This is a genomic window from Corallincola luteus (assembly GCF_004336975.1).
Lineage (GTDB): Bacteria > Pseudomonadota > Gammaproteobacteria > Enterobacterales > Neiellaceae > Corallincola > Corallincola holothuriorum.
On the sequence record NZ_SJXE01000001.1, the window covers coordinates 779,911 to 798,419 of the forward strand.

An 18,509-nucleotide genomic window follows, 5' to 3' on the forward strand; every position below is an offset into this window, starting at 1 on the left:
TTAAGCTGATCAAACTCTGAAAAAGCCGCCCTGATGGGCGGCTTTTTGCTATCAGCTCTTTTCCCACACCATCCCCTCCCGCATAATAGCGACAGAATTTTATCTATAGGCTTGCTATGCGGTTGCTCTGGATCATATTGCTGATTATTTTTGCCTTGTTACAGCAGCGTCTGTGGTTTGGTAAAAATAGCATTCGTGATGCCGTGTCTGTGCATGATAGGGTCGCCGTTCAGGCTGAAGCGAATAATCGGTTACAACAACGTAATGAGCTGATGTATGCGGAGATCAATGATCTGCGTAATGGCAATGAAGCGATCGAAGAGCGTGCTCGCAACGAGCTCGGTATGATCAAGCAGGGTGAGACCTTCTACCGCATTATCGAAAGCCCTAAGCAAGTAAACAATGAATAAAATATATCCCTCATTGGTGGCCATTGTGCCTGCCGCAGGCGTTGGCAGCCGCATGGAGGCGGATCGTCCCAAGCAATATTTGACCTTGGATGGACGTTTTATTTTAGATATCACCATTGAAAAGCTGTTGTCGTGCGCGCTGGTGAGCCAAGTAATTGTTGCGGTGTCTGCAGACGACCCCTATTTCTCACAACTGAGCATGGCCAATCATCCAAAGGTACTTAGGGTGGATGGTGGTGTTGAACGTGCGGATTCAGTGCTTAATGGCCTGAACAAAGCGTTGGCGCTGGGAGCGCAGTGGGCTTTAGTCCATGACGCCGCGCGCCCATGCCTATTGGTTGATGATATTGAGCGTTTACTCGAGCAGGTGGCTGCGGATGACGATGGCGGCTTATTAGCTGCGCCAGTCCGAGATACAATGAAGCGAGCATCTCCTGATGGCTTCGTTGATCATACTGTGAACCGAGAGGGGCTTTGGCATGCCCTGACGCCGCAACTGTTTCCTACAAAGAGTTTGCAACGTAACGTTGCTGCGGCGTTAGCGGCAAGTATTCCTGTGACAGATGAAGCGTCGGCAATGGAGTGGGCGGGGCATCATCCTAAGCTTGTCATAGGAAACGACACTAATATCAAAGTGACTCGACCGGCTGATCTTAAGTTAGCCGGCTTTTATTTACAGCATGAGGACAATCTTGGATGCGCATAGGCCACGGCTTCGATGTTCATAAATTTGGTAGTGATAAGCCTTTAGTGCTGGCGGGTGTGACCGTGCCTTATTCGCAAGGATTGATCGCTCATTCCGATGGCGATGTGGTGTTACATGCGATTTGTGATGCACTGTTAGGTGCAGTTGCTTTAGGAGATATTGGCAAACTCTTTCCTGACACTGATCCTGCTTATGAAGGTGCGGATAGTCGCGTGTTATTGCGAGAGTGCTTCGCCCAAGTGCAGGCGCTCGGTTTTGAGATTGGCAACTTAGATGTCACCGTAGCGGCGCAGTCGCCTAAGCTACGTCCTCATATAGACAGTATGCGCACACTGATTGCGGATGACCTTGATTCGACTGTGTCGCAAATTAATGTCAAGGCCACCACCACCGAAGAGCTGGGTTATGTCGGCCGGAAAGAGGGTATTGCTTGCCATGCGGTCGTACTTTTGGTGGCTAAATCATGAATCATTTAGATCTTGAATTGGCATGGCATTCGTTGGCCTATCGATTAGGTCAGGAGCCTTCCGCTGAGGCCAATTTCAAAGTGAAGCCGGAAGATTTCTTCGTTGATGAAGTGATGGGATTCGAACCGGATGGCGAGGGAGAACACCTCTGGCTGCAGATCCGAAAGAAGGATGCCAATACAGCGGATGTGATCACACGCTTATCTGGCTTACTGAAAGCATCACCTAAGGTTATTGGACACTCTGGCTTGAAAGATCGCTGGGCAGTCACTCAACAGTGGATATCTGTGCAACTGCCTGGGCAGGACGCCCCGGATCTGCGTGGCGAGATTGCGCCCGGTGTCGAGGTGATCGCACAACAGCGCCATAGCAAGAAGTTGCGCCCTGGCACCCATAAAGCGAATCGATTTGAGATCCGCCTAGGTCAAGTGTCAGATATGGCAGCAGCCGAAGAGGCTTTACGCACAGTCGCGCAGCGAGGTGCACCAAATTATTTCGGCAGCCAACGATTTGGTCATGGCGGTAAGAATCTACTGCAAGCCCAGGCATTGTTTGCCGGCAAACGGATTAAGTCCCGTAATCAAAAGAGTATGGCGCTCTCTGCCGCGCGTAGCCTGTTATTCAATCGCGTGGCTTCTAAGCGTATTGAGAGTGGCGTACAACCGTTAGCGGGTGAGTGTTTTATGTTGTCAGGCACACGGAGCTATTTCACCGCTGAGCAGATTGACGACACCATCGTCGATAGATTGACCTCTGGTGACATTCAATATTCTGTACCCCTATGGGGTAAAGGGGAGCTGTCATCGAGCTCTGATGCACAACTCATTGAGCAAGAGGTCGTTGCTGAGTTTGCTGAGTTTGCTGATGGGTTGGTGGCTCAAGGTTTAAAGCAGGAACGCCGTCCATTAATGATCCACCCGCAACAATTTAGCTGGCAACAGCAAGGTGATGATCTGTTACTCTCATTCCAGCTTCCCACTGGCTGCTATGCCACAGCGGTGCTGCGGGAAGTGGTTCGATTTCAGGAGTAGATGTAATCATGCGGATCCTATTAAGCAATGATGATGGCGTCTATGCGCCGGGATTAAAGGCACTTTATCTTGCTTTGTCGCAGATCGCCGATGTCGTCACCATGGCGCCCGACAGAAATCGTAGTGGTGCCAGTAGCTCGCTGACGTTAGAAGAGCCGTTGCGAGTACAAGCATTGGAAAATGGTTTTCTTTCTGTAAGAGGCACGCCGACTGACTGTGTTCACCTCGCGGTCAATGGCCTGTTAGAGGATGAACCTGATATGGTGGTTGCCGGTATTAATGCTGGTGCCAACCTGGGTGATGACACCATCTACTCGGGAACCGTTGCTGCGGCGATTGAAGGACGTTTTCTTGGACGCCCGGCTATCGCCATCTCTTCGGTATCTAGAGCACCAAAATACTATGATACTGCGGCAAAGGTTGCGGTTAGCCTCGTTGAACAACTGTTGGCGAACCCACTGCCATCGGATCAACTGTTAAACGTTAATGTGCCAGATATGCCATATGAGCAGCTACGAGGCGTAAAAGTGACTCGGTTAGGGCAGCGCCATCGTTCTGAGCCTGTCGTGCGCGCGTTAGATCCTGGCGCTAGAGAGGTGTTTTGGATTGGGCCTGCGGGTAAAGGGCAAGATGCCGGTGAAGGCACTGATTTTCATGCGGTAGAGCAGGGCTATGTTTCTGTGACACCGCTGCAGATAGATTTAACTGCGCATCATCAGCGCGAAGCATTACAACATTGGGTGTCAGCAATTCGTTTATGAGTGATCAAGTAACATCGCCGGGCTTGCAGCGGCTATTGCAAATTCTGCAACAGGAAGGGATCTCTGATCCCCGAGTGTTAGCCGCTATCGCAGCTGTGCCTCGGCAAAGTTTTATGGATGCGTCGTTAGCGCATAAAGCTTACGATAATACGGCGTTGCCTATCGGTGTGGGGCAGACCATCTCCCAACCCTATATAGTGGCGAAGATGACCGAACTGCTGTTGCAGGGCGGACCGATGAACAGAGTGTTAGAGGTCGGCACTGGATCTGGCTATCAGACGGCCGTGCTGGCGCAAGTGGTGCCTCAGGTTTGTTCGATAGAACGTATCCAAACGCTGCAATACCAGGCAAAACGCCGATTGCGGCAGTTGGACCTGCATAATGTATCGATGAAATTTGGTGATGGCTGGCAGGGGTGGGAAACAAAAGCCCCCTTTGATGGCATTCTTGTAACAGCTGCACCGGATGATGTACCTACCGCGCTTCTGGAGCAACTGGCTGACGGCGGTCGGATGATTATTCCTGTAGGCGGTAACGAACAAGTATTGCAACGGATCACCCGCCAAGGTGATAAATTTTATAGCGAACAGATCGAATCCGTTCGTTTTGTACCACTGGTTAAAGGAATACCAGGTTAATGAAACTTTTTTCTCCTATGTACAACTGGGTGATGGTGAAAGTCCGCCATCGTCATGCGCCTGCCTATCTGTATGGTATGAGCTTTGCCGAATCGGTGTTTTTTCCTATCCCTGTAGATGTCATGCTCGCACCGATGACATTGGCAAAACCTGAGAAAGCCTGGCATTACGCAGCTTGGTCTACGGTATTCTCCGTGCTTGGCGGTATTGTCGGTTATTGGTTGGGTTATTTTCTGTTCGATGTGTTGGTTGAGCCTGCGATTAATGCCGCTGGTTACCAAGATAAATTTGCCCATGCCATCAGTTGGTTTGAACGCTGGGGAGTCTGGGTCGTGTTCCTCGCTGGTTTTTCTCCCATTCCGTACAAGGTTTTTACTGTTTCTGCGGGCATGTTACAGATGGTGTTTTTCCCATTTGTACTGGCGTCAATTTGTGGCCGTGGGATGCGTTTCTTTTTGGTTAGCGCTTTGATGCGTTGGGGCGGAGCCAAAATGGAAGCCAAGCTAAGAGACAATATTGATTTGATGGGTTGGTTGACGGTGGTTGCTGCCGTTGGGGCTTATTTGATTCTTCGCTGATATTGGGAATGTGTGAGTAGTTTAAGGAGCGTCAGATCACAGAGAGGTGTACTTGGGCTACTGCTGTTAACAGCCGTCGGCCTGCTCTCCTGCTCCAATAAAACTCATAAGCCCGCCCCTGTCAGCGAGTTAAGTACTCCTGCAGCCTATACCGAAGATAAACGTGGGGTGTTAAAAAGCGCCACCCATACGGTAAAAAAAGGGCAGACACTTTACGCCATCGCTTTTGCTGCTGGCAGCGATGTGCGTGAGTTGGCTCGCATCAATAATATTCCTTCGCCCTACGTGATCCATCCTGGTCAAGTACTGAAATTACGTGCCTCAACAGCGAAAGCTGCACCGAAAGTGTCAAGAAAGCCGACAAAACCTAAGGTTAGCGGCAAAACTGTGACTCAGCCATCACCCACCAAGGTTGATCCCAAAAAAGGCAAGGATTACTCTGGCAATGGTGGTGAAAAAAACACCAAGCCAAAACCCGCTTCTAAAGAGGTTTATCCCTCTAAGGTAAGTGGTTGGCGCTGGCCCTCCAGAGGTAAAGTCATCACTTGGTTCAGTAGCAAGGAGCAGGGAGCCAAGGGAATTGATTTTGCAGGTAAGAAGGGTGACCCGGTTTACGCTGCCGCAGATGGCAAAGTAGTTTACTCGGGCAGTGCATTAAGAGGTTTTGGTCAACTAATAATAATAAAGCACAGCGAAGACTACCTAAGTGCCTATGCCCACAACAGTAGGCTGCGGGTGAAAGAGCAGCAGTGGGTGAGGGCGGGGCAGCATATCGCCGACATGGGAAGTAGTGGTGCTGAGCGAGTGAAGCTGCACTTCGAAATCCGATATCGGGGAACGTCGGTTAATCCGACGCGATATCTGCCAAAACGCTGATGTTATCAGCGTTACTTATTCGTAGTTTTGTCTTGAAAGTAGGACAGGATTGGGAGACTGCGTATGGGCCAGGTAAATATCTCTGAAGATGAGATGGTTATTGATTCGGTTGAAGATGAGCAATCAAGCTCAAAAAGTGCTGATGCTGGGGCGAAAAAATCAACTAAGACGAAAAAGGCATCGCTGCTAAGCGATGATGCGACGCAGGAAGATCTACAAAAGAACTTAGATGCGACGCAACTCTATTTAAGTGAAATCGGCTTTTCTCCGCTATTAACAGCTGAAGAGGAGGTCTATTTCTCCCGCCGTTCGCTGCGTGGATGTGCAGCTTCTCGAAAACGAATGATTGAAAGTAATCTGCGATTAGTGGTTAAGATCGCACGCCGCTACAACAATCGCGGTCTTGCATTATTAGACCTTATTGAAGAAGGCAATCTGGGGTTAATCCGCGCGGTAGAAAAATTTGATCCTGAGCGAGGCTTTCGCTTTTCGACTTATGCGACCTGGTGGATCCGCCAAACCATTGAGCGGGCGATCATGAATCAGACTCGCACCATCCGGTTACCTATTCATGTGGTCAAGGAACTGAATGTGTACCTGCGAACCGCTCGTGAATTGGCGCACAAACTCGATCATGAGCCTACGCCCGACGAGATCGCAGATGAGTTGGAAAAACCGGTGGATGATGTTCGCCGTATGCTGCGACTGAATGAGCGAATCAGTTCTGTGGATACACCTATTGGTGGTGAGACAGATAAAGCACTGCTCGATATCATTGCCGATGAAAATGATGGAGGCCCAGAAGTAAACCTGCAGGATAAAGATATCCAAGACAGTATCGTGCACTGGCTGGGTGAATTGAATTCAAAACAACGTGAAGTGTTAGCGCGCCGCTTCGGCCTGCTGGGGTATGAGCCATCTACACTGGAAGATGTGGGCCATGAGATCGGTCTTACTCGTGAGCGGGTGCGACAGATACAAGTGGAAGCGCTGCGTCGCTTACGCGATATTCTGATGAGTCAGGGGTTGTCAGTCGATAGTTTGTTTCGCATCTGATAACTGATTGAATGATGCCGTCAGATAATAGATAGACGGTTTTTGATTAAGCCAGCGCCGATGAGCGCTGGCTTTTTTAGTTAGTGCTTAGGGTTTTGATACTACAGCAACGCTTTTAGTTGATAGAGAGCGTTGAGGGCGTCTCTTGGTGTCATCTGGTCTGGGTCTATTGTCTCTAGTAGCGTGATCGCCTCATGGGGATCGTCAAGCATGTCTAGCTGTTGTTGCTGAGGATGGCTGCTGGCCGCGGGGGTAGCTGTCGGGTTGGCTTCAAGCTCGGCCAGTTTCGCTTGCGCTCTTTTGACCACACGTTTGGGTACGCCGGCAAGCTGGGCCACCTGTAAGCCGTAGCTGCGGCTTGCTGGTCCCTCCTGAACAGCATGCATAAAAGCGATAGTGTCGCCATGTTCGACGGCATCCAAGTGCACATTGGCCAGTGATGGCAGCCGCTCAGGAAGTGCCGTGAGTTCGAAGTAATGGGTTGCAAACAGCGTCATGGCGTTGATGTTTAAAGCTAACTGCTCTGCGCAAGCCCAAGCTAACGACAAACCATCATACGTACTGGTTCCGCGACCAATTTCGTCCATCAGCACTAAGCTGTTTGCTGTGGCGTTATTTAAGATATTGGCTGTTTCAGTCATTTCTACCATAAAGGTAGAACGACCGCTGGCAAGATCATCAGAGGCACCTATTCGGGTGAAGATGCGATCAACGGGGCCTATCGTGGCTTGCTCTGCAGGTACGTAGCTACCAATATAAGCGAGCAATGTAATGAGTGCCGTTTGTCGCATGTAGGTTGACTTACCTCCCATGTTTGGGCCTGTAACGATCAGCATTCGACGTTGGCTGGTGAGCTCTACAGGGTTGGCGATAAAAGGCTGCTTCATCACTTGTTCGACGACCGGATGACGCCCACCGTCAATATGGATCCCTGGTGTGTCACTCAAGCTAGGACGACAATACATGTGAGTGTCGGCCTTAGCGGCCAAGTTGTTCAACACATCAATTTCTGCCAAAGCGTGTGCCATCTGCTGCAGCGACTTTAGTTGCGGCATGATCTGATCAAATAACGCTTCGTATAACTGCTTCTCCAGTGCTAAAGCCTTGCCTTGCGCGGTGAGCACTTTATCTTCATACGCTTTTAACTCTGGAATGATGTAGCGCTCATTGTTTTTCAGGGTTTGGCGGCGCACATATTCAGCAGGGACACAGTCAGCATAACTGCGGCTGATCTCTATGTAGTAGCCATGTACTCGATTAAAGCCAACTTTCAGAGTTGGGATCCCGGTGCGCTCTTTCTCTCTTGCTTCGAGTTCTTCCAGATAATGACCAGCATTCTTGGCTAATGTTCGCCATTCGTCGAGTTCTGCATTGTAACCAGTGGCTATGACGCCGCCGTCTCTGATGAGTACAGGCGGTTGCTCGACGATCGCCTGTACCAACAGGTTATGTAACTCAGGTTGCGGTTGGCACTTTGCCAGCAATGCGGCCAATTTTACACAGCCTAATGGTGCCAGTAATTCATGCAGCTCGGGTAACAGGGCCAGGGTTGCTCGCAGCCGGGTGAAATCTCTTGGACGAGCAGTATGCAGTGCTACTCGTGCCAGCGCCCGTTCGATATCACTGACCCCTTTCAATAGCGACTGTAATTCGTCAATCACCATGCTTTCCAGCAGAGTTGCGATCGCTTCTTGCCGACCATTAATCAGTGCGCGGTCTCGCAGTGGGCGATGTAGCCAGCGCTTTAACATACGGCTCCCCATCGCTGTTGCCGTACCATCAAGAATTGTGGCGAGCGTGTTTTCGATCCCACCAGCGAGATTCTGTGTTAATTCCAAATTTCGCCGTGTGGCGGCGTCCAAAATGACTGCGTCATCATGTTGTTCAACTTGTATCGCATCGATATGAGGCAAAGCTGTACGTTGTGTATCTTTGACGTACTGCAGCAGGCCGCCAGCAGCACAAAGCGCTTGTGGCATAGATTCTACGCCAAACCCTTGTAAATCTTGGGTGCCGAACTGCTGGCACAACTGACTATGTGCTGTGGCAAGTTCAAACTCCCATTCTGGACGCCGGCGCTGGCCTTTGACACTATCAAGCCAGTGGGGATTAAACTGTTCGGGGTGTAATAGTTCAGCTGGCTGTGTTCTCTGTATCTCTGCCTGTAATGCTTCTCCAGTGGTCAGTTCGCATACTAGAAATCGGCCACTGCTGAGATCTAAAGTGGCGTATCCGAACGTTTCTGCGTGTTTACTTGTGCCGTAGCAGACGGCAGCTAGAAGATTATCTTGGCGCTCCTCCAATAAAGCTTCATCGGTGACCGTGCCTGGTGTAACAATGCGTACTACTTTGCGTTCAACAGGCCCTTTACTGGTTGCCGGGTCACCAATCTGCTCGCAAATAGCTACAGACTCGCCGAGCTGTACCATACGAGCAAGATACCCTTCTACTGCATGGTAAGGCACGCCAGCCATAGGTATAGGATCTCCGGCTGAACGGCCGCGATGAGTCAATGAGATATCTAGCAGCTCACTGGCACGTTTGGCATCGTCGAAAAACAGTTCATAAAAATCCCCCATACGGTAAAAAAGCAGGATATCGGGTTGTTCAGCTTTTAAACGCAGGTATTGCTGCATCATTGGTGTGTGTTGAGCTAGTTGTGCGTCACTAAATTGCATTGAGTCAGCCCTTAACATCCCGTTCCACGCTGTATATACAGTGCGTCTGGAGTTTTCATGGTGTGTTTTTGTTTGATCATCTTTATCGAATTTTCTTCTTTATTACTTTTGTATTAGGGTAGTTTTTAAGGTACTTTTGTTCGAGATGGTCAGTGACTCTCACCTCACTGACCCCCTCTAACCAACCAATAGAAGCAGCTATCGAATGGCTAAAGACAATCTTACCAAAAAACCGCTGACTGTCGCAGACTGTCACGCTCTCAATGAAAACACTCCTAATCACACTATTGCAGACCAGCGACCCCATTTAGGTCTGAGGCTCAAGTTTTACCCTAAGACAAAGACTAAAACGTGGTTTTATCGCTACAGCTTAATCTCAGGTAGTAAGAGGCAAATTAAGATTGGTCACTTTCCTGATTGGTCATTGAGTGAAGCGCGTCAGGCTCACGCTATGTTGAGGAAGATGCGCGATTCTGGCGTAGATCCAAAAGAGCATCGAATCGCACTCAAGGAGGAAAAAAAACGCGAGGAAGAGGAGCAACGCGTTCAAAGCTATACAGTGGAAGAACTGGTGGGGGATTTCTTTGAAGAGAAGATAGTTAAGAGACGGGCGGCTAAAGGTCAGTACGAGTTTAAGCGATTTTTTGATAAGGACGTTCTCCCATTTATTGGTAAGAAAGCAGCCAAAGACTTATCGACGGCCGACGTCACTGGTGTACTTGATCGTATCGTTAAGCGCGGATGCACCCGTCATGCTCAAGTTGTATTGAGAGAGTTTCAGTCCACATACGAGTATGCGATAAAGAGGGGGCGTATACCGGAAAGACGTAACCCATGCGCAGGCTTGGCGGAAGACTACGAACATAAAACCAAGGCCGTGCGTCCTTTAAAGGCGCATGAAGTACCAGAGGTTATCGACTGGATGCCGCGTTCTGGTATCGCTGCGGGTAGCTGGAAAGCATTGATGATTTACCTCTACACAGGTTGTAGAGGTAGTGAGATTGTCGCGGCAGAGTGGAAAGATATCGATTTAAAGCGCGGCTTTTTCTATTTGGATAAGACAAAGACGGAAGTCCCACGAGTTGTTCAGTTAAGTCGCCAGGCGGTCAGTTTACTTACCGAAATGAAAGCTGAGAGAACGTCTGATAAATGGGTTTTCCCAAAGCGCTACTCTAAATCGTTACATATTACCCAAAAGCGAGTCGGTGACGCGTTGAGGGAGAAGCAAGATAGTTGTCCAGTGCAAGATTGGACGCCACATTCCCTGCGTAAAACGGTCAGAACACAACTTGCTTCCATGGGCTGTAGTGAGGCTGTTGCTGAGGCTGCTATAGGTCATGGAAAGAAAGGCATAGTCGCTGTTTACAACCTCCATAGCTATGAACTTGAGTGTAGGGATTGGCTCCAAAAATGGGCTGATCGTATGGATGAACTACTCGCAGAATATAAGGGGAAATCATGAGGCCTCTTATCGTTTACACCATTGGCACCCCCGAAGCTATTGAACATGAATCCATCATGGAAGAGTTACGCTATCAAGCGCTAGAACTCATTGATGACGCCACTTTTGTTTCTGATATCGCGGTGGTTATTCGTGAGCTTAGGGCGTTTGAAGAAATGGATAGAATTAGTTCTGGCCGGATGAGTAAGGACATCAACAGGCTGTTTGAGGCGTTCGACAACATGCTCCCCGCCAGTATCAATAATTGTATTGAGTTATCCCCCGATTTTGGTGATGCGTTTGCAAAACTGCGCGAATGTGCGGCCGAAGATATTAGCTTTGGCCAAAGGGAATTTAACAGAGGTATTAAACGGCGCTATATCGACAAGGCACGGTTGCTATGCAGACGTTACGGCATCAAAACTAAAAAAACAGAGGGGTCTACTTACCATTTGGTTTTAGCAATGCTGCTTACATATTCCGGCTCTGACCTTTCTATTGAACAAGCCAATCGCAGGGCGTGGACTTGGCTCAGGGATTAAACGAATAGGCATATAACGGTGAAACTATCTACTGCAAAAAGTTACTGGTAAATCGGGTAACAACTAGGAGTTTTTTTATGGCGGATCAGCTGCAATGCTTAGTAAACATCGTAAAGGAGTGAACACATGAGCGAACAAACGAGCGTTAAACCAGATATGAGCGTAATCCAAGTCGCAGAGCGTATGCAGGTCGCTCGTGCTGTGGTTTACGACTTAATCCATGCAGGACGGCTAAAAGCGTACAGAACTAATGGGAAGCGGGGTTACTTGCGCATTGAAGAGTCGGCACTAAATGAATTTCGTAAACAGAACATAGTGACGCCAAAAGGGAAGCGTTCGAAAAAGGACATGCTAGATGAAGTGTTTGCTCAGTAAGTAAAAAGCCGATTTGAAGCACCAACTTCAAATCGGCTGCGCTTACCTCTTTCCAATGCATACCCCCTCAAAAAGGATGCCTTGGATAAAACTTAACTATCGACGAACCATACAAGGTAATTTTATGGCTGCGTACCGCTTAATCATATCCAAATTGGGCGCTTTTCTCCAATGCACCGAAAAGCTCACGGCTGAAAACTCCAACCTAGCCCCTGTGCGGGGTCATATAGATCATGATCTTTGCGACTTCCGAAGGGGGCATGAACTAAATACTACAATGGTACACCCCTCTTTTCTGGGAGGTGAACATGCCAGCTAATTATGACTTCAAAGTGATACGGCAGAAGCTATCAGGCATAGAGCTAGATATTCTCCCGAATGTGATTGGTGACTTACCCAGTAAAAAGGGTGACGTATGTCCGTCTTGTGGTGGAAAGGATCGATTTTCTTGGGCGAATAAAAAGAGTGGATGGGTTTATAACTGCCGTAGGTGTGGTGGTGGTGACGCCTTCGACCTAGTGACCAAATACCATAAGAATGACCCAAAGGCAGCGGCTATGGCGCTCGCACCGTTATTAGGTATGGACGATAACCCTGATGAAACTAAGTTAAAGGAGTTTCGCGCATTTCATCGCAAAAAGATGGACAACAACGCGCCGGAACCAACAGAAACTGAGCGCAACAAAAGGGCGGCAGAGATCGCCAGTTTATTAATCGATGAAGCACAGCCAACAACAGGCCACCCGTACTTAGAGAAAAAGGGATTAAGCCATGTTCTTGTCTATGTTACGCAACGTGCAGTTAGCCCCCCGGATATTCATCAAATTATGCCACCAGGCAGCATTGTTCTCCCTATTCAACTTGGTTCAAGTGGCGAGATAGTTAATGTTCAATTAATTGATCATGACGGGAACAAGGGCTTTCTCACTGGCGGCAAAACTTCCCATGGTTATTACAAGGTTAGAGACTGCGCTGATCCTGCGTATGTATTTATCAACGGGGGATTCGCTACGGCAATAACGCTGCGTAAAGCACTGGACGATAAGGGGCTTGCAATAAAAATAGTCTGGGCACTTTATGATGGAAACCTAAAGCATGTGGCAGACGCAATGCGCAAACTTCACCCCAACGCTGAAATCATTGTTCCCGCCGATGACGATGATTGCGGCGATGGTAAGAATCCAGGCTTAGAAGCTGCTCAAAAAGCGATTGCAGACGGGGGAAGGATCGTAAGTCCTCCCTTTTCAGCCAGCGAACGAGCGGAGCTAAAAGACAATGGTAAGCGCAAATATTCTGACTGGGATGATTATCGCCAGCTCGGTCACGATGTCGCCAGCGAGTTTAATTTTATGACCAGTACAACAGCGTTAATACACTTCGTTAAACCCACATTCCCAGATGAAAAAGACAACGGAGAAGGTCGCCCCCCGCGTGTATTGAATACCCGTGAAAACCTCCAAGCCATGTTAAAGGCCAATGGCCTAACTCTGGTCACTAATGCAATGAACCTGGAGCTTGAGATTTACAAAGGTCGTACACGGTTGTCGTTTTCAGATGATGAAGTTCGAAGCGAGCTGGTTAGTATGGCGTCCCGCTCTGGTTTACCAGTAGCAGCGATAGATAACCATTTATCAGCGGCAGGGAAGAAAAAGTTTGTTCACCCCGTCCGGCGATGGTTAGAAGCTGGCGAGTGGGATGGTGTTGAGCGTGTTAATGATGTGATTGATTGCCTAAACGCCACGGATAAAGAGACAGCTTTAATTGTGATGCGTAAGTGGCTGGTTGGTGCCGTAGCTTCGCTATATGAAACGGTATTTTCAAGTAAGTGCGTCCCTGTATTACAGGGGGATCAGAGCTATATGAAAACGGCTTACATCGCTCGCTTAGGTGCGGTTGTTGATGGTGCGTTTTTAGAAGGCGCAGAACTTAACCCAGATAATAAAGACTCGGTGTTAAGTGTTATCCGGTCATGGATAGTTGAGCTGGGCGAACTTGAACGAACCAGTAAAAACTGCCAAGGCAGCTTAAAGGCGTTCATCACTAAAAGTATTGATACGGTGCGCCCACCTTATGCCCGTTTTGATATCAAGAAGCCGCGCCAGACAAATATGATCGCCACGGTTAACGGCTGTGAGTTTCTACGCGATGAAACAGGAAGTACCCGCTATGCCGTGATCGAGTTGGACAACGAAGTTGATATTGAGCGGCTAAACACGCTGCTTGGCTGGCAGTACAAGAAGGGCAGCCTTGTATTAATTGAGCCTGAGAACTTGCGTCAATTCTGGTTAGAAGTGAAATCCATGTATACAGACGGGGAAGGGTGGAATCTTGAACTCGACCAAGTTAAACGGATCACGCAGGTAAACGAAAAGTTCAGAACCAAGCCAGCCTATGAGGAAGTCATTATGGATACCAACGCCGATGCAGACGAATCGACCCATAAACAGGCATGGATGACCGCTACACAGGTTTGTTACTGGTTGGGTTTTACGGTGAATCATAGAGCTCATGTTGGTCGAACATTAAACAACCTATCCGAAAAAGGACACATACAGGCGGGGAAAAAAAATGGATGTAGCCGCTATAAAATGTGGGTTCCTCATGGATATAGAGTATAGGGATATTTCAAAGTTTAAGAAGTTACTCCTACCCCTACCTAATGTGCCTCTAGCCCTTGCTGTGTCTGGGCTTGATGCTGGTAGGGGTAAAAAATATTACTCCTTTACCCCTACCTACTACCCCTACTAAAAAAAACTAGGTAGGGGTAAAAGGGGGAGTAAAAATGATAGTCCTACCCCCGTTCAGCCCAGTGCTGGCAAGGGTTGTAGGGATTGGTAGGGGTGGTAGGGGTAAGGTTCCCATACTTTAGGTTTTGCCCCATAGCTAGAAGGTGAATTGATGGATAATTGGTCACTGGCTGTTGCATAACTTCCCAATGCAGCGACAAGATACATGCGGAAAATATAACAAACACCAATAACTAAGCAGTGTCTTTGCCCCGTATTTACTGGGCTGGCTAGGGGTTGGCTCTAAAAGATACCCTCAGAGTAACCCCTGTTTGGATTATTCGGCAGGGTTTAAGCGTTGAAGCAACATATCATTATCAAGGCGGAACAGGCTGTATTCGTCTTCATCGATGGATAGGAAAATGTCTCGCGCCTTATACCGTGGCTCAACCAACTTAATTCCCTCCCGCATGTGACTATCATCCACGACTAGAAAGAGCTGACCAGCCTTGGAACCACCGATCCGGTAAACAGATGAACCACTCATGCAACGTCCTCCGTTAAGTCGGTCAATGTGGCGCGTTCAAGCAGCCCCTTGTATAGCTCTGATAGTGTCTTACCGCGCTTATTCACCATTAACACTTCTAGGTCTTGTGGTGCAGCGACAAAGCGCTGTAATGGGTCGAGTAGGGTGCGGGTCACGGCTGCGCGGAACAGCCTTGGTTCATGCCTTGCTGGAAGACTAATTTTGCCAATGGCAATGGCATCTGATTCTATCAATTCCAGCTTTTCATAAAGCTTGTCCATTGCTGCTTCGAACTGGGCTACATGGTCAACGAGCGATCTGTTTAACGTGAGAATGCGATCATTTGAGTTCCTAATATTCTCGGCCGATTCTAGATCCAGGACTGCGCGTAACTTAGTGGTTAAACCGTCTGCTTTCATCGTCAAATCGCGCAGCTCATTTTGATGATCGGCTAACTCAATCTTTAGCGCATTGCTTCGTTCGTCGTTGTCCTCTGCCATCGCTAAGCCAAGGTGCTTTTGTGTCGCGCCTATCTTCTGTCTGACTTCATCCATTGCGCGGCGGCAAGCTGATATCTTGCCGCGTACCGTCTGACTCTCATTGTTCATCTAGTTGCCCCTTTGCCTGATGTAGTTTTTGTTCTAGTTCGCGGATCTGATGGCGTAGCAAACCACATGGATCAGGGCGCGAATGAAGCTCTTTCAGTTGTGCCGCACAGCTCTTGGCTAACTGCTCCCATTTCTCTTCCATTGAATGACCCATTAGCTGATGATCTCCGGCATCGATGGCTTACTCATATCATTGGCGTTCGCGGGTACAGCTTCGTTCGGAACGTGACTGATATGTGCTGGCGTCTTCTGAGGGAATGCTTCTGCATGTATGCGTGTTTGCTCCGTTAGCGCCGCTTGCAGTGCGATCCGATCTTCACCCGTGGCCGCTGCTGTTGCCTCTCTCAAATTTTTAAGCTCAAGCAGAGAACCCGCTTCAAGTAGTTGGTCTGAAAATCCTGAATTGTTCATTTGGGCATCCTCTTCGCTTCCCTCCACAGGCGGGGGATAACTTGATTCAAACGCCTGCTTTTCGGCGTTGTATTGATTAAGTAGTCCGCTGTCTTTTGGGTAAGCAAGCACCTGTTCATAAACGCGGTTGATATCCCGTAGCCACGTTTCGCGGCTGGCATGGTCAACCATGATTGTTTTATTGCTGACCTTTAGCGGCTGGCGTCTGGGGGATTCCAACAGAACCCCATCACTGTTGATGTTCGGCATGTTCGTTTTCCTCATGTGCGCGGGAGTTTTCGGGCGCTGAAATTTCAGAGTTAGCCCCTACGCTATGTCTATGATCATCATGATCCGCCGTCTTCGGAGGGGGCTCCCCCATTTTTGGATCAGACCCTCCCCCCAAAAAACTGAGGTAAGCATTCACCTGTTCGGCTGATATGTATGGCTTACCGTGGCGCATTGCTTTGGCCTACTAGTGAGTTCATGTAGTCGGCTATTATGTTGCGCTCCGCCGCCTGCAATCGCCCCGCTGGTGATAAGGCTTTCTTCATCTGTGCATTACTGATCAGCTCCTGCATTCCAGGCTGATTTATCCCCGCTGGTTGGGCTGCTGTATCAAGAACGGTTCCAGCTCTATTGAGTGCCATCGTCGTATGTCTCCAGGTTGAGATCGTCTTCATCTAAGTGCTGACGTAAGTCGTCTATGTGGCTCTCACCATGTTGCCAAACCACATTCCAATCCGACTGTTTACGGCTGGATAAGGGGCGTTGGCAGACTGTTGTAATCATCGGAGAACCCCCAGCACCAAAGGGATGAACAGCAATGATCATCTGTGAGATCTCTTCGCCGCCATCGAGTAGCTTTGCCTTGGTTTTGACCCGTATCGGTACGCCTGCCATCTATGCCACCTCTAAGCCACGTTGAGACAATGCCTTATCAATCAGGGCTTCCAGGTCTGCCATGTCAACGGCCAGCAGCGCATCTCTAATGACTGATAACGCGCTCTGCGCTACATCTGGTGGAATACGCCCCCGCACCATTGCTAGGGCAATCGCTTTTGCATGGTCTTTGATATCAAGGGAGTCACAATCAACATTAATGTTTGGCATGGTTGAACGTGGTTGAGCGCCCCAGCCTTTGCAGATCTGCGCCCAATTCAGTTGATGCTCATTGCCTGGATCACGGGCATTCGCCAGCGCCATTTTGCGGAACTGCAAAAGGTCTCCCGCGATGGCTTCATTCATCGCAGAGGTGAATTTGCTTTTAGAGCCAACAGGCCGACCCCGTGGCCGTTTCGGTGTATCACTCATAGGTAAAAGCTATTTAATTGTAATTAATTAATAGTTAATACCAATTAACGTGATTGGTCAAAAAATGTACAGTCTGAGCAAGTTTTACTGATAACTCTTAAAGCACTTCACACTTTGTTACATGCAACTTGTAACGCTGTCCGGTGGCTGTCTATATTGTGAGCGTTACACACGTTATGTAACGCAAGGAGAATTCAAATGGGTACATCAGCAGAAAGAGTGCGCAAACATAGAAGACAGAAATTTATCAATGACTTTTGTGAAGACTACCTATCAGGAAACGCGGTCTGCACACCCGACGAGTTTGTGGAAGCAAAAGAGTTTCAGTTTTGTGAAAAGCACGGTGTTGGTAATGTCAGTTTTAATCAGAGCGAAGTGAATGACTTTTATAGCCAGTGCCGTGATCTGCCTGAGATGGATGAAGACGCTTATAAAGTTGAGGACTTGTTGGATCTATGGGCAGACCTAACGAACTAACAGAGCGTGACAATCGTCAATAGCTACGGTTTAGGATGGTTAATTACCTGCTTCACCGCTTGTGTTACACCATCCTAATCGCGTTCCACCATCATACGGCCTTGCATATCCGTTGCTAATTAGCTGCTGCGCTAGATCTTCTCCATCTATCGTGACTCTAGCCAGTAGTCGAAAGTATTTACCGCGCTCTATATCGTGCAGCTCTATTACGCTGCCAGCTTCAAGCATCTGTTTGGTGAATGCCTTAGCAGCCTGTGCCGCATCTTTTTCTATCTGGCACTTTCCCCGAATCTCAGGAGCATCAACGCCCAGAACCCTGATTGGCATACTCTCGCCAACAATTGCAGGCCAACCATGGATGCTGACTCGGAATGTATCGGCATCGTAAACGCTGACAACCTCAGAGACCCGCACAGGAGGTTCATGGGCGAGGACTGACAAAGGTATAAGCAGTGCAATACACGTTAAGAGGCGCATGGTTTGGCCTAATAGTGAGAAGTATATAAAAGGTAGCAAACAGAACTGTTAAGGGGTAACGGACAATTAAGGGTTGTTTTAAGGGTGACTTATTTTTAAGGCTGCTCTACATGCCGCATTTTTACTGGATACAAGCACTGCTGCATCATGGGAGTGTGCTGGGAAAGTACGGCGTCAGAAAGCTGCTTGCTGGTCATGAACTGTCGATGTCTCTGTTGGGTTATGCGAGTGGCGACGCAGGGGTCATTTTCATGGGCAATAGAATACGTGATCCTGATTACAACCGAAACCGTTAACCACAGTTATAGGCCCGTATAACTGTGTATGATTCTATTCAAATAACTCACTGTATAGGTCTGAGACTATCTTTGATTAGATTGCTAACAATTTGAAAATAAAGCACTAAAAAAATTATTTTGTACAGGACTTGAT

At 48.5% G+C, this 18,509-nt stretch carries 24 protein-coding genes; 15 read left to right on the top strand and 9 right to left on the bottom strand.

Annotation, left to right across the window (positions count from 1 at the left end; all coding sequences use genetic code 11):
• Nucleotides 1-116: 116 nt before the first annotated feature.
• The 9 genes from ftsB (at nucleotide 117) to rpoS (ending at nucleotide 6,523) form a co-directional block, all read left to right on the top strand.
• Nucleotides 117-410, top strand: coding sequence for a cell division protein FtsB (ftsB, locus tag EZV61_RS03385; RefSeq protein ID WP_114337299.1), 294 nt, complete (start codon nucleotides 117-119; stop codon nucleotides 408-410).
• Nucleotides 403-1,116, top strand: coding sequence for a 2-C-methyl-D-erythritol 4-phosphate cytidylyltransferase (gene ispD / locus EZV61_RS03390; protein WP_131414329.1), 714 nt, complete (start codon nucleotides 403-405; stop codon nucleotides 1,114-1,116). The genes ftsB and ispD overlap by 8 nt, the downstream gene beginning before the upstream one ends.
• Nucleotides 1,107-1,583, top strand: a complete 477-nt coding sequence (ispF, locus tag EZV61_RS03395; protein ID WP_131414330.1) for a 2-C-methyl-D-erythritol 2,4-cyclodiphosphate synthase — start codon at nucleotides 1,107-1,109, stop codon at nucleotides 1,581-1,583. The genes ispD and ispF overlap by 10 nt, the downstream gene beginning before the upstream one ends.
• Complete coding sequence (truD, locus tag EZV61_RS03400) at nucleotides 1,580-2,614, top strand: tRNA pseudouridine(13) synthase TruD (RefSeq protein WP_131414331.1); 1,035 nt, start codon at nucleotides 1,580-1,582, stop codon at nucleotides 2,612-2,614. Before ispF ends, truD begins: the two co-directional genes overlap by 4 nt.
• Before the next feature lie 5 nt (nucleotides 2,615-2,619).
• Nucleotides 2,620-3,375: a 5'/3'-nucleotidase SurE gene (gene surE, locus EZV61_RS03405; RefSeq protein WP_165419325.1), complete on the top strand. Its 756-nt coding sequence runs from the start codon at nucleotides 2,620-2,622 to the stop codon at nucleotides 3,373-3,375.
• Nucleotides 3,372-4,013, top strand: a complete 642-nt coding sequence (locus EZV61_RS03410) for a protein-L-isoaspartate(D-aspartate) O-methyltransferase (RefSeq protein ID WP_130566495.1) — start codon at nucleotides 3,372-3,374, stop codon at nucleotides 4,011-4,013. The genes surE and EZV61_RS03410 overlap by 4 nt, the downstream gene beginning before the upstream one ends.
• Nucleotides 4,013-4,591 carry a YqaA family protein gene (locus EZV61_RS03415; RefSeq protein ID WP_114337305.1) on the top strand — a complete coding sequence of 193 codons (579 nt, stop codon included), beginning with the start codon at nucleotides 4,013-4,015 and terminating at the stop codon, nucleotides 4,589-4,591. The genes EZV61_RS03410 and EZV61_RS03415 overlap by 1 nt, the downstream gene beginning before the upstream one ends.
• Before the next feature lie 12 nt (nucleotides 4,592-4,603).
• Entirely contained in the window at nucleotides 4,604-5,467 is an 864-nt protein-coding gene (locus EZV61_RS03420) for a peptidoglycan DD-metalloendopeptidase family protein (protein ID WP_114337306.1), read from the top strand.
• A 63-nt stretch (nucleotides 5,468-5,530) separates the two neighbouring features.
• Nucleotides 5,531-6,523: an RNA polymerase sigma factor RpoS gene (gene rpoS, locus EZV61_RS03425; RefSeq protein ID WP_170308591.1), complete on the top strand. Its 993-nt coding sequence runs from the start codon at nucleotides 5,531-5,533 to the stop codon at nucleotides 6,521-6,523.
• Between the two features lie 101 nt (nucleotides 6,524-6,624).
• On the opposite strand, the gene mutS is transcribed toward rpoS, so the two are convergent.
• A complete protein-coding gene (gene mutS / locus EZV61_RS03430; RefSeq protein ID WP_420810804.1) occupies nucleotides 6,625-9,219 on the bottom strand; it encodes a DNA mismatch repair protein MutS in 2,595 nt (864 codons plus the stop codon).
• 187 nt (nucleotides 9,220-9,406) lie between these two features.
• Here mutS and EZV61_RS03435 point away from each other — a divergent pair, with 187 nt between their 5' ends.
• From EZV61_RS03435 to EZV61_RS19520, 4 genes are all read left to right on the top strand, one after another.
• Nucleotides 9,407-10,663 (top strand): tyrosine-type recombinase/integrase, encoded by a 1,257-nt coding sequence (locus EZV61_RS03435; protein ID WP_131414333.1) that lies wholly within the window; start codon nucleotides 9,407-9,409, stop codon nucleotides 10,661-10,663.
• A 56-nt stretch (nucleotides 10,664-10,719) separates the two neighbouring features.
• Complete coding sequence (locus tag EZV61_RS03440) at nucleotides 10,720-11,184, top strand: hypothetical protein (protein WP_131414334.1); 465 nt, start codon at nucleotides 10,720-10,722, stop codon at nucleotides 11,182-11,184.
• 126 nt (nucleotides 11,185-11,310) lie between these two features.
• The gene (locus tag EZV61_RS03445) at nucleotides 11,311-11,559 is read left to right on the top strand and encodes a helix-turn-helix domain-containing protein (protein WP_131414335.1); all 249 of its coding nucleotides are present in this window, start codon (nucleotides 11,311-11,313) and stop codon (nucleotides 11,557-11,559) included.
• Between the two features lie 308 nt (nucleotides 11,560-11,867).
• A complete protein-coding gene (locus EZV61_RS19520) occupies nucleotides 11,868-14,177 on the top strand; it encodes a VapE domain-containing protein (RefSeq protein ID WP_205695312.1) in 2,310 nt (769 codons plus the stop codon).
• 445 nt (nucleotides 14,178-14,622) lie between these two features.
• On the opposite strand, the gene EZV61_RS03455 is transcribed toward EZV61_RS19520, so the two are convergent.
• The 7 genes from EZV61_RS03455 to EZV61_RS03480 all read right to left on the bottom strand — a co-directional run bounded on the left by EZV61_RS03455 (nucleotide 14,623) and on the right by EZV61_RS03480 (nucleotide 17,123).
• Nucleotides 14,623-14,832 carry a hypothetical protein gene (locus EZV61_RS03455; protein ID WP_131414336.1) on the bottom strand — a complete coding sequence of 70 codons (210 nt, stop codon included), beginning with the start codon at nucleotides 14,830-14,832 and terminating at the stop codon, nucleotides 14,623-14,625.
• The gene (locus EZV61_RS03460) at nucleotides 14,829-15,419 is read right to left on the bottom strand and encodes a hypothetical protein (protein WP_131414337.1); all 591 of its coding nucleotides are present in this window, start codon (nucleotides 15,417-15,419) and stop codon (nucleotides 14,829-14,831) included. Before EZV61_RS03460 ends, EZV61_RS03455 begins: the two co-directional genes overlap by 4 nt.
• The gene (locus EZV61_RS19380) at nucleotides 15,409-15,561 is read right to left on the bottom strand and encodes a hypothetical protein (RefSeq protein WP_165569517.1); all 153 of its coding nucleotides are present in this window, start codon (nucleotides 15,559-15,561) and stop codon (nucleotides 15,409-15,411) included. The genes EZV61_RS03460 and EZV61_RS19380 overlap by 11 nt, the downstream gene beginning before the upstream one ends.
• 11 nt (nucleotides 15,562-15,572) lie before the next feature.
• Entirely contained in the window at nucleotides 15,573-16,079 is a 507-nt protein-coding gene (locus EZV61_RS03465) for a hypothetical protein (protein WP_131414338.1), read from the bottom strand.
• Between the two features lie 179 nt (nucleotides 16,080-16,258).
• On the bottom strand, nucleotides 16,259-16,459 hold the full coding sequence (locus tag EZV61_RS03470; RefSeq protein ID WP_131414339.1) for a hypothetical protein: 201 nt from the start codon (nucleotides 16,457-16,459) through the stop codon (nucleotides 16,259-16,261).
• On the bottom strand, nucleotides 16,446-16,712 hold the full coding sequence (locus tag EZV61_RS03475) for a hypothetical protein (protein WP_131414340.1): 267 nt from the start codon (nucleotides 16,710-16,712) through the stop codon (nucleotides 16,446-16,448). Before EZV61_RS03475 ends, EZV61_RS03470 begins: the two co-directional genes overlap by 14 nt.
• Nucleotides 16,713-17,123, bottom strand: coding sequence for a hypothetical protein (locus EZV61_RS03480; RefSeq protein WP_131414341.1), 411 nt, complete (start codon nucleotides 17,121-17,123; stop codon nucleotides 16,713-16,715).
• A 198-nt stretch (nucleotides 17,124-17,321) separates the two neighbouring features.
• On the opposite strand from EZV61_RS03480, the gene EZV61_RS03485 reads away from it, so the two are divergent.
• On the top strand, nucleotides 17,322-17,600 hold the full coding sequence (locus tag EZV61_RS03485; RefSeq protein WP_131414342.1) for a hypothetical protein: 279 nt from the start codon (nucleotides 17,322-17,324) through the stop codon (nucleotides 17,598-17,600).
• Between the two features lie 39 nt (nucleotides 17,601-17,639).
• On the opposite strand, the gene EZV61_RS03490 is transcribed toward EZV61_RS03485, so the two are convergent.
• Nucleotides 17,640-18,077: a thermonuclease family protein gene (locus EZV61_RS03490; RefSeq protein ID WP_131414343.1), complete on the bottom strand. Its 438-nt coding sequence runs from the start codon at nucleotides 18,075-18,077 to the stop codon at nucleotides 17,640-17,642.
• Between the two features lie 110 nt (nucleotides 18,078-18,187).
• On the opposite strand from EZV61_RS03490, the gene EZV61_RS03495 reads away from it, so the two are divergent.
• On the top strand, nucleotides 18,188-18,373 hold the full coding sequence (locus EZV61_RS03495) for a hypothetical protein (RefSeq protein WP_131414344.1): 186 nt from the start codon (nucleotides 18,188-18,190) through the stop codon (nucleotides 18,371-18,373).
• Nucleotides 18,374-18,509: the final 136 nt, after the last annotated feature.